Below are 10,649 nucleotides of genomic sequence, written 5' to 3' on the forward strand. Positions count from 1 at the left end.
CAGACCCACCACACCGCCGGTCAGAGAACCCTCACCTCCGCCCGGAGCGGGAGCCTGCTAGGTTATTGCAAGTTGTTCGCATTAGTCCTCGACGCAGTCTCGGAAGGCCCCCACGTGCACGACCCTCTCGGCGTACGTCGCCGTCGCCGGCGCGCCGTCATCTGGCTCCTGGGCCTCCTGGCAGCCGCCGTGGCGACGGTCGTCGTCGCGGTCGGGCTGGGCGCGGCGTACGTCACGCCGGGGACGGTCGCCCAGATCCTCGGCCACCACCTCCTCGGCCTGCCCGAGGCCGGCTGGAGGGCCACCGAGGAGGCGATCGTGTGGAAGGTACGCCTCCCCCGCGTCCTCCTCGGCGCACTGGTCGGTGCGGGCCTGGCCGTCACCGGCATGGCGCTGCAGGCGATGGTCCGCAACATGCTCGCCGACCCCTACCTGCTCGGGATCAACTCCGGCGCCTCCAGCGGGGCCGCAGCGGCGATCCTGTTCGGCGCGGGCACCGGGCTCGGGGCGTACGCCCTGCCGGGCTCCGCCTTCCTCGGTGCTCTCGCAGCATCGTTCCTGGTGTTCGCGCTGGCACGCAGCGGCGGCCGGGTCACCTCGTTGCGACTGCTGCTCTCCGGGGTCGCGGTCGGCTACCTGCTCTACGGCCTGACCAGCTTCCTGATCTTCGCCTCGGGCTCGGCCGAGGGCGCGCGGTCGGTGATGTTCTGGCTGCTCGGCTCGCTCGGCCTGGCCCAGTGGGACGGTCTGCTCGCCGTCGTGGCGGTCGCGGTGATCGCCACGATCATCCTGCTGACACTGTCCGGTCGCGGCCTCGATGCGCTCGCCATCGGTGACGAGACCGCCCACACGCTCGGCATCTCCCCCGACCGCTTCCGCACGCTGCTGCTGGTCGTGGTGGCACTGACCGTCGGCGTGGTCGTCTCGGCCGCCGGCAGCATCGGCTTCGTCGGCCTGGTGGTGCCACACCTGGCCCGCCGGGCCGTCGGCTCCGCCCATGCCGTCGCCGTCCCGGCGGCCGCGCTCATGGGCGCGATCCTGCTGGTCTGGGCCGACGTGCTCGCCCGCGTCCTGCTCCAGCCCCAGGAGATCCCGATCGGGATCGTCACCGCGCTCCTGGGAGCCCCGTTCCTCATCGTCCTCATCCGGCGCTTCTCGGCGCGCGACGTCTGACCCCTCAGGAGCCACGAATGATCCGCCCCACGATCGCCACCGCCGCCCTCGTGCTGGCCACGACCACCGCGTGCGGCGCCGATGCCGCCGGCACGGAGGCCGCCCAGGACGGCTTCCCGGTCACCATCGAGAACTGCGGCGCCGAGGTCACCTTCGACGCCCCGCCGGACCGCATCGTGATGCTGAAGAGCTCCGCGGTGCCCTACCTGCACGCGCTCGGCGTGATGGACCAGGTCGTGGCCCGGGCCGGTGAGTACCCGGCCGAATACTACGACGCCGAGACCCAGGCCGAGCTCGACGACATCCCGCTCCTCACCGACGAGATGGACACCAGCGGCCACCTGCAGATCTCCAAGGAGGTCGTGATCGCCGAGGAGCCCGACCTGGTCCTCGGCGAGGTCGACAACCTCTCCCGGGACACCCTCGACGCCGTCGACATCGACCTGCTCGAGGAGCCGGCGATGTGCCCCGAGGGCGTCGACGATCCCGGTTTCGACGACGTCTACAGCCAGCTCGAGGCCTACGGCCGAGTCTTCGACAAGACGGACGAGGCCGCCAAGGCCGTCGCTGACCTGCGCAGACGCGTCACCGAGCTGGAGACGAAGAAGGTCGGCGAGGGGCGAACGGCGGCGGTTCTCTACCCCACCGTCGGCGGCGGCGTCACCTACGCCTACGGCACGCGGTCGATGGCCCACCCGCAGCTGGAGGCGGCCGGGTTCGAGGACATCTTCGCCGACGTCGACGAGCGGGTCTTCGAGGTCTCGACCGAGGATCTTCTCGAGCGCGACCCCGACGTGATCATCCTGCTCCACAACGCCGGCGACCCGGCCGAGGTCGAGGAGTCGATCACCCGGCTCGCCGGCGCCGAGGACCTCACCGCGGTCAGGAACGGCGACGTGATGGCCCAGCTGTTCAACTTCACCGAGCCTCCCTCGGCCCTCTCGGTCGACGGCCTGGAGCGGATCATCGACAGGTTCGGGCAGTGATCGAGGCCGACGGGCTGTCCTGGACGTACGGCGCCACGACCATCCTCGAGGACGTCGACGTCGACTCCCACGAGGGCCGCGTCCTGGGTCTGATCGGACCGAACGGCAGCGGCAAGACCACGCTGCTGCGGATGCTCTACGGCGCCCTCCGCGGCAGCGGCACCGTCGAGATCGACGGCGACGACCTCGCCGGGCTCCCCGCCAAGGAGGTCGCCCGCCGCATGGCCGTCGTCGTCCAGGAGTCCGGCACCGACACGTCTCTGACCGCCGGCGAGATGGTGCTGCTGGGACGTACGCCGCACCTGTCCGCCTTCGCCAGAGCCGGTGAGCACGACCTGGAGATCGCCGCGGACTGCCTCGAGCGCGTGGGCGGCACCCACCTCGGTCCGCGCTCCTTCGCCGCCCTCTCCGGGGGCGAGCGACAGCGGGTGCTCATCGCCCGGGCGCTGGCCCAGGAGGCGACCCACCTGCTCCTCGACGAGCCGACCAACCACCTCGACATCCGCTACCAGCACGAGATCCTCTCGCTAGTCCGCAAGCTCGGCACCACCGCGATCGTGGTACTCCACGACCTCAACCTGGCGGCCCGCTACTGCGACGACCTGGTGCTGCTCGACCAGCGCCGGGTCGCCGCGCGCGGCACCGTCGACGAGGTGCTCCGCCCCGAGATCCTGGAGCCGGTCTACGGCATCGGTGTCGAGCGGCTCGAGCTGCGCGAGGAGATCCACCTCCTCTTCCGCCCCTCGAGCTGATCCTCAGATCTCCGGAGCCGCCTCGACCCGGGTCTCCGGCGCCGCCTCGTCGTCGGGGTCGACCCCGGGAAGGTGCGCCTCCCAGAGCTCCACGTCCATCACGTAGAGCCGCAACGACGCCTCCCCGCGCAGCTCCTCGGGCTTGAACGCCCGGGCCGTGCCGACCAGCCGGTGGAACGCCACCGCGCAGCGCTTCTCGAGCTCGAAGTCGGGCACCTGGCGGGCCATCCCGGTGACGTACGCCGCGCTCGCGCCCGACCCGGGCGGGATCGAGGAGTCGAAGATGACCCCGGCCACGCGCGGGTCGCGCACGATGTTGCGGGAGTGCTGGGCGTCGGGTGCCGAGACCCAGTAGAGGTCCCGATAGCCGTCGTGAGAGAAGTAGACCGGCGACGTACGCGGCCGCCCGTCGGGATCCGAGGTCGCCAGCACCAGATAGGCGACGCTGTCGACGATCCCACGGACGTGTCTGTCCAGATCAGCTGCCATACCCCAGAGGGTAGGCGACTTCCTTACTCGTGACCTGCGTATATACGCGGCAGCTTGAAGCCGTGCTCGGCCAGCACCTCGCGCAGCACGTCCGGCCTGTCGGTGATCAGCCCGTCGACCCCGAGCCCGATCAGGTGCTCCATGGTGGCGACGTCGTCCACCGTCCACGGCACGACCGCGATCCCGCGCGCATGTGCCGCGTCGACCAACTCCTGGGTCGTGAACGGCACATAGCCCGGGTCCGACACCGATCCGCCCTGCGGGTCACCGTGGACCGGCGAGACCGCATCCGCCCCGAACGAGTCCGCGGCCGCGACGTACCGCTGCTGCAGCGACCCCTCGAAGTCGTCGATGTCGATCCCGCCCAGCCACGGCGAGGCGCCCGGCTGTCCCTGCTGGAGGAACTGCTGCCCGTTGGTCAGGGCGACGATCGGCAGCCGCGGCTCGACCTCGCGGAACCGCTTCAGCGCACCCCAGTCGAAGCTCTGGATGGTGACCTGGTTGCGGATGTGCGCGCGCCTGATCTCGGCCAGGACGACACGTACGAACTGCTCGCGGGGCGCGGTCTGCTCCGGCGCCCCGGCCTCGACCTTGGTCTCCACGTTCAGCGTGACCTGCCCGGCGTGATAGCTGTTGACCAGCGCGAACACCTCCGAGAGCAGCGGCATCCGCTCCCCCGGCGACAGCTCCTGCTGGGGGAACTGCGGCTGGCGCAGCGACCCGCAGTCGATCGTGCGCACCTGGGCGAGCGTCAGGTCCTTGATGTAGGTCCGGTTAGGCACGTACGGGAACTCCGGATCTCCCGGGAACGCCGGCGAGGTGTCGACGCACTTGGCCGGGTTCGGGTCCCGGTCGTGGGTCACGACCGCATAGCCGTCCTCGGTGATCTGCACGTCGAGCTCGAGGGTGCTCACGCCCAGCTCGAGCGCCCGCGCGAAGGCCGGCAGCGTGTTCTCCACCGTCAGCGCGATGCCACCGCGGTGCGCCTGGAGGTCGAAGGCGCGCGGATCGCTGTCGGCGTACGCCGGGGTGACGGCGGAGCTCACCAGGAGCGCCGCGGCAACGAGGAGGCCTGCTCGGACACGTCTCATGCCCGCCAGGATCCCGCCTCCGGATGGCCGCTAGTGGAACGCGCGATGAGACAGGAGCGACACGTTCTTGTCGGCACACCCGGTCGTCTTGTGACGGACGAACTGGGAGTCGTAGGAGTCCGGAACGTAGACCCGGAACCCGTCCACCTCGGTCGGCTTGCAGTCCGAGGCCGGATAGTTCTCGGCGGTCGACTCCGCGACCGCGCTCACCGCCACCTGGCCCGGCTTCATGATCACCTTGCGCCAGGTGCCCTCGCGCTCCGCCGGCGCACCGATCTGGGTGCCGTTGCCGCCCCCGACGTAGGAGAGCCCCCCGAAACCACCCAGCGAGCACGCGTGGTCGGAGACGTTGGTCAGGGTGATCTCACCGAACCTCGAACCCGCACCCGCCTCGGTCGCTCGATAGCCGGCCTTCAGGTCGGCGTTGGCGCATTTCGGTGTCACCGGATCCGCCGGCGCGGGATCAGCAGCCTGAGACTCAGTCCTCACCGGCGAACCCCCCGTGGCCGCCGGTGAGGACTGAGTCGGGGACGATGGCGCACTGCTTCCCGAGGTGGGATCCGCGGTCCCGGAGGCAGATGGTGAAGAGTCGACCGCCCCGTCCTTTGTCGACCCGCAACCTCCCACCGCGAGCACGCCGAGGATCCAGACGCCGACCACCATCAGCCGTAGGTGCCGCATCTTTGCTCCTCGAGTAGCAGATGCCAGCCAGATAACCCAGCCAGTTAACTCATCGTCCTACCCCTGAGACGCGCGGACCTCAGGGTTCGTTGCGTCCGATCCCGAGAAAATCTCAGGCCCTGCCGTCGTACGTCGTGCGGGCCTCGTCCACCTCGGCCATGTGCTCCTCGGCCCACTCCTTGAGGTGGGCGAGGACGGGCAGCAGCGTCTGCCCCAGCGGCGTCAGCTCGTAGTCGGTGCGCACCGGCACCGACGGCGTCACCGTGCGGGTCAGCAGGCCGTCACGCTCCATCCTCCGCAGCGACTGGGTCAGCATCTTCTGGCTGACACCCTCGATCTGCGAGGCCAGCTCCGAATACCTCAACGGCCCCCGGAGACCCAGCGCGACGATCGCCAGGCTCACCCACTTGTCGCCGATCGTGTCCAGCAGTCGCCGGCTCGGACACAGCGCCGAGAACGCGTCGAATCCGCCCGGCCGCTCGGCCGTCGTCGTCCCCATGGCAGACCTCCAGGTGCGTACACCACTTCAAAGTGCCTTCTTCCCAGAAGAGAGTAAGGCACCGAAAGTAGTGCATACAACCAGTCGATCACACCAAAGGACGAAACACCATGTACGCACTCATCTCCCGCGCCGGCGACCCGACCCCGCACCTCGAGGAGCTCCCGGCCCAGCCGCTGGGCGCCGACGAGATCCGGGTGGAGGTGGCCGCCGCGGGTTTCACCCTCTTCGACGCCTTCGTCGCCGCCGACCACGCCCCCATCGGCCTTCCCGACGTGATCGGCCTCGGCTTCGACTTCAGCGGCGTCGTCACCGAGGTCGGCGAGGCGGTCTCCGCGTTCACCGTCGGGGACCGGGTCGCCGGGTTCCACGGCAACCCTGCCGCCGGTGCCCGCGCCCACGCCACCGAGGTCGTGCTCGCAGCGGCCGACGCAGCGGCGCTGCCCGACGGGCTCTCCCTCGAGGCCGCCGCCGCGGCCCCGCTCAACGCGCTCACCGCCCGCCAGGCGCTCGATCTCCTCGGCCCCGAACGCGGCAGCCTGCTCATCACCGGGGCCGCCGGCGGGGTCGGCCTGTGGGCACTGGCTCTCGCGAAGGCCGACGGCTGGACGGTCGACGCCCTCGTACGTCCCGGCACCGAGCACCTCGCCACCGGCGCCGACCACACCGTCACCGAGATCGAACCGCGCGCGCACGACGCCGTCCTCGATCTGGCGGCGCTCAACGATCCCGCCCTGTCAGGCGTACGCGACGGCGGCCGCTACATCAGCGTCAAGCCCGGCCGGGCGCCGGAGCCCGAGCGCGGCATCGAGGTCTCGACCGTGATGAGCCATGCCGACGGGAGGACTCTTGCCGAGCTGCTGCGGCTGGCTGCCGACGGCACCGTGCCGACCCGGATCGCCGCGACCCGTCCGCTGAGCAAGGCCGCCGAGGCCTACCAGGAGGCGGACGCGGCGCCGGGATCGGACGGGCGCTGGCTGCTGATCCCCTGACCGTGGCCGGGAAGGGCGAAGGCCCCGCCTCCCTGAGGGAAGCGGGGCCTTCGAGACCACTCTCGACTAGCTCTGGTAGGAGCCGAAGTCGAAGTCGTCCAGCGCGACGGCCTGGCCGCCGGTGTTGCCGAACTCGTAGTCGTAGTTGTCGTAACCGGTCACGGAGTACGCCGCGGCGCGAGCCTCGTCGGTCGGCTCGACCTTGATGTTGCGGTAGCGCTCCAGGCCGGTGCCGGCCGGGATGAGCTTACCGATGATGACGTTCTCCTTCAGACCGCGCAGCGAGTCGGAGCGGCCGTTGATGGCAGCGTCGGTGAGGACGCGGGTGGTCTCCTGGAAGGAGGCCGCCGACAGCCAGGACTCGGTGGCCAGCGAGGCCTTGGTGATACCCATCAGCTCCGGACGACCCGAGGCCGGCTTGCCGCCCTCGGAGACCACGCGCCGGTTCTCCGACTCGAAGTCGATGCGGTCGGCCAGGTCGGACGGCAGCAGGTTGGTGTCACCGGACTCGAGCACCGTGATCCGGCGCAGCATCTGCCGCACGATGATCTCGATGTGCTTGTCGTGGATGGACACACCCTGCGACCGGTACACGGCCTGGACCTCGTCGACGAGGTGCTGCTGCGTCTTGCGGACACCGAGGATACGGAGGACCTCCTTGGGGTCCGGCGTACCGATGGTCAGCGCCTGGCCGACCTCGATGTGGTCGCCGTCGGCGACCCGCAGCCGCGAGCGACGGGAGACGACGTACTCCTTGACGTCCGAACCGTCGTCCGGGGTGACCAGGACCTTGCGGGCCTTGTCGGTCTCCTCGATCTCGACGCGACCGGCCACCTCGGAGATCGGCGTGACACCCTTCGGCGTACGCGCCTCGAAGAGCTCGACGACACGCGGCAGACCCTGCGTGATGTCGTCGGCCGAGGCCACACCACCGGTGTGGAACGTACGCATCGTCAGCTGGGTGCCCGGCTCACCGATGGACTGGGCGGCGATGATGCCGACCGCCTCACCGATGTCGACGAGCTTGCCGGTGGCCAGCGAGCGGCCGTAGCACTTGGCACACGTACCGGTGCGGGCCTCACAGGTGAGGACCGACCGGACCTTGACCTCGGTGATGCCGGCGCGAACCAGCTCCTCGATCTTGACGTCGCCCAGGTCCTCACCGGCGACCGCGAGAACCTCGCCGGTCTGCGGGTGCTCGATGTCGACGGCAGCCGTGCGAGCGTACGCAGCGGTCTCGGCGTTGTCGTCCTTGACGACGACGCCGCCCTGGTCGACACCGATCACCTTCGGCAGACCGCGCTCGGTGCCGCAGTCGTCCTCACGGATGATGACGTCCTGCGAGACGTCCACCAGACGACGGGTCAGGTAACCCGAGTCGGCGGTACGCAGCGCGGTGTCGGCCAGACCCTTACGAGCACCGTGGGTGGAGATGAAGTACTCCAGGACGGAGAGACCCTCGCGGAAGTTCGACTTGATCGGCCGCGGGATGATCTCGCCCTTCGGGTTGGCCACCAGGCCTCGCATGGCGCCGACCTGGCGGATCTGGTTGAAGTTACCCGAGGCGCCCGAGGTGACCTGCATGAAGATCGGGTTCTTGCGGTCGAACGCCTCCTCCATCGCAGCACCGACGACCTTGGCGGCCTCGGTCCAGATCTCGACGAGCTCCTGACGGCGCTCCTCGTCGGTGACCAGACCACGCTCGAACTGCTTCTGCACCTTGGCAGCCTGCTTCTCGAAGCCCTCGAGGATCTCGGCCTTGTTCGGCGGCGTGGTGACGTCGTCGATGGAGACCGTGACACCCGAACGGGTGGCCCAGTGGAAGCCGTTGTCCTTGAGCGCGTCCAGCGACGCCGCGACCTCGACCTTGGTGTAGCGCTCGGCCAGGTCGTTGATGATCGCGCCGAGCTGCTTCTTACCGACCTCGTAGTTCACGAAGGGATAGTCGGCCGGCAGGGTGTCGTTGAAGATCACCCGGCCCAGCGTGGTCTCGACCACGAGCGGCTCGCCCAGGGTCCAGCCCTCCGGCACGTCGTAGCCGGTCGGCGGGACGATGTCGTCGAGACGGATCTTGATCTTCGACTGCAGCGTGATCTCGAGGTGGTCGAAGGCCATGATGGCCTCGGCCGGGGACGAGAACGCACGACCCTCGCCGACCTCACCGTCGCGGTCGGAGGTGAGGAAGTAGAGACCGATGATCATGTCCTGGGTCGGCATGGTGACCGGACGGCCGTCGGACGGCTTGAGGATGTTGTTGGTCGAGAGCATCAGGATGCGAGCCTCGGCCTGCGCCTCCGCCGACAGCGGCAGGTGGACAGCCATCTGGTCACCGTCGAAGTCCGCGTTGAACGCGGTGCAGACGAGCGGGTGCAGCTGGATGGCCTTACCCTCGATCAGCTGCGGCTCGAAGGCCTGGATGCCGAGGCGGTGCAGGGTCGGCGCACGGTTCAGCAGAACCGGGTGCTCGGTGATGACCTCTTCGAGGACGTCCCACACGACCGGACGGGCGCGCTCGACCATCCGCTTGGCGGACTTGATGTTCTGAGCGTGGCTCAGGTCCACCAGGCGCTTCATCACGAACGGCTTGAAGAGCTCCAGGGCCATCTGCTTGGGCAGACCGCACTGGTGCAGCTTCAGCTGCGGACCCGACACGATGACCGAACGACCGGAGTAGTCGACGCGCTTACCGAGCAGGTTCTGACGGAAACGACCCTGCTTGCCCTTGAGCATGTCGGAGAGCGACTTCAGCGGACGGTTGCCCGGCCCGGTGACCGGACGGCCACGACGGCCGTTGTCGAACAGCGAGTCGACGGCCTCCTGCAGCATCCGCTTCTCGTTGTTCACGATGATCTCGGGGGCACCGAGGTCGAGGAGACGCTTGAGGCGGTTGTTGCGGTTGATCACACGACGGTAGAGGTCGTTGAGGTCGGAGGTCGCGAAGCGGCCACCGTCGAGCTGCACCATCGGGCGCAGGTCCGGCGGGATGACCGGGACGGCGTCGAGCACCATGCCGGTCGGCTGGTTGCCGGTCTTGCGGAAGGCGTCGACGACCTTGAGGCGCTTGAGCGCACGGACCTTGCGCTGACCCTTGCCGGTGGCGATGGTCTCGCGCAGGTTCTCGACCTCGGCGTCGATGTCGAAGTTCTCGAGGCGCTTCTGGATCGCCGTGGCGCCCATGTGGCCCTCGAAGTACTTGCCGAACCAGGTCTTCATCTCGCGGTAGAGCAGCTCGTCACCCATGAGGTCCTGGACCTTCAGGTTCTTGAAGGTGTCCCAGACCTCGTCGAGACGGTTGACCTCACGCTCGGTGCGGTCGCGCAGCTGCTTCATCTCGCGCTCGGCGCCGTCCTTGACCTTGCGCTTGGCGTCGGACTTGGCGCCCTCGGCCTCGAGCGCGGCCAGGTCGGTCTCGAGCTTCTTGGCGCGGTCGTTGATCGCCACGTCGAGCCGGCCGGTCAGCATCTTGCGCTGCTGGTCGACCTTGGCCTCGAGCGAGGACAGGTCGCGGTGACGCGCGTCCTCGTCGACCGAGGTGATCATGTACGCAGCGAAGTAGATGACCTTCTCCAGGTCCTTCGGAGCGAGGTCGAGCAGGTAGCCCAGCCGCGACGGAACGCCCTTGAAGTACCAGATGTGGGTCACCGGAGCGGCGAGCTCGATGTGGCCCATGCGCTCGCGGCGTACCTTGGAGCGGGTGACCTCGACGCCACAGCGCTCACAGATGATGCCCTTGAAGCGCACGCGCTTGTACTTGCCGCAGTAGCACTCCCAGTCCCGGGTGGGACCGAAGATCTTCTCGCAGAAGAGGCCGTCACGCTCGGGCTTGAGCGTGCGGTAGTTGATGGTCTCAGGCTTCTTGACCTCGCCGTGGCTCCACGCGCGGATCTCGTCCGCGGTGGCCAGGCCGATCTTGAGCTGATCGAAGAAGTTGACGTCGAGCACGGTGGCTTCCAGTTCCTTCGTTAGTTCTTGGAAAGTTAAAGGGG

At 68.9% G+C, this 10,649-nt stretch carries 9 protein-coding genes; 4 read left to right on the top strand and 5 right to left on the bottom strand.

Features of this window, described 5'->3' with window-relative positions; all coding sequences use genetic code 11:
• Positions 1 to 114: 114 nt before the first annotated feature.
• The 3 genes from OG984_RS17820 to OG984_RS17830 are packed head-to-tail and all read left to right on the top strand — an operon-like array spanning position 115 to position 2,911.
• Positions 115 to 1,173 carry a FecCD family ABC transporter permease gene (locus OG984_RS17820; protein WP_328527568.1) on the top strand — a complete coding sequence of 353 codons (1,059 nt, stop codon included), beginning with the start codon at positions 115 to 117 and terminating at the stop codon, positions 1,171 to 1,173.
• 17 nt (positions 1,174 to 1,190) lie between these two features.
• Complete coding sequence (locus OG984_RS17825; RefSeq protein ID WP_328527569.1) at positions 1,191 to 2,159, top strand: ABC transporter substrate-binding protein; 969 nt, start codon at positions 1,191 to 1,193, stop codon at positions 2,157 to 2,159.
• Positions 2,156 to 2,911 carry an ABC transporter ATP-binding protein gene (locus OG984_RS17830; RefSeq protein ID WP_328527570.1) on the top strand — a complete coding sequence of 252 codons (756 nt, stop codon included), beginning with the start codon at positions 2,156 to 2,158 and terminating at the stop codon, positions 2,909 to 2,911. Before OG984_RS17825 ends, OG984_RS17830 begins: the two co-directional genes overlap by 4 nt.
• Positions 2,912 to 2,914: 3 nt before the next feature.
• Here the strand turns inward: OG984_RS17830 and OG984_RS17835 are convergent, their stop codons facing one another.
• The 4 genes from OG984_RS17835 to OG984_RS17850 form a co-directional block, all read right to left on the bottom strand.
• A complete protein-coding gene (locus OG984_RS17835; protein ID WP_328527571.1) occupies positions 2,915 to 3,400 on the bottom strand; it encodes a pyridoxamine 5'-phosphate oxidase family protein in 486 nt (161 codons plus the stop codon).
• Between the two features lie 23 nt (positions 3,401 to 3,423).
• Positions 3,424 to 4,491 carry a glycerophosphodiester phosphodiesterase family protein gene (locus tag OG984_RS17840; protein ID WP_328527572.1) on the bottom strand — a complete coding sequence of 356 codons (1,068 nt, stop codon included), beginning with the start codon at positions 4,489 to 4,491 and terminating at the stop codon, positions 3,424 to 3,426.
• A 30-nt stretch (positions 4,492 to 4,521) separates the two neighbouring features.
• Entirely contained in the window at positions 4,522 to 4,980 is a 459-nt protein-coding gene (locus OG984_RS17845) for a DUF4232 domain-containing protein (protein ID WP_328527573.1), read from the bottom strand.
• Between the two features lie 304 nt (positions 4,981 to 5,284).
• Positions 5,285 to 5,671 carry a winged helix-turn-helix transcriptional regulator gene (locus OG984_RS17850; protein WP_328527574.1) on the bottom strand — a complete coding sequence of 129 codons (387 nt, stop codon included), beginning with the start codon at positions 5,669 to 5,671 and terminating at the stop codon, positions 5,285 to 5,287.
• A gap of 110 nt (positions 5,672 to 5,781) precedes the next feature.
• On the opposite strand from OG984_RS17850, the gene OG984_RS17855 reads away from it, so the two are divergent.
• Positions 5,782 to 6,663, top strand: coding sequence for an alcohol dehydrogenase catalytic domain-containing protein (locus tag OG984_RS17855; protein ID WP_328527575.1), 882 nt, complete (start codon positions 5,782 to 5,784; stop codon positions 6,661 to 6,663).
• Between the two features lie 66 nt (positions 6,664 to 6,729).
• Here OG984_RS17855 and OG984_RS17860 read toward each other — a convergent pair whose 3' ends face one another.
• Positions 6,730 to 10,605, bottom strand: a complete 3,876-nt coding sequence (locus OG984_RS17860) for a DNA-directed RNA polymerase subunit beta' (protein WP_328527576.1) — start codon at positions 10,603 to 10,605, stop codon at positions 6,730 to 6,732.
• Between the last annotated feature and the right edge of the window lie 44 nt (positions 10,606 to 10,649).

The sequence above is a fragment of the Nocardioides sp. NBC_00368 genome (genome assembly GCF_036090055.1).
In the GTDB taxonomy this organism is placed as follows: Bacteria; Actinomycetota; Actinomycetes; order Propionibacteriales; family Nocardioidaceae; genus Nocardioides.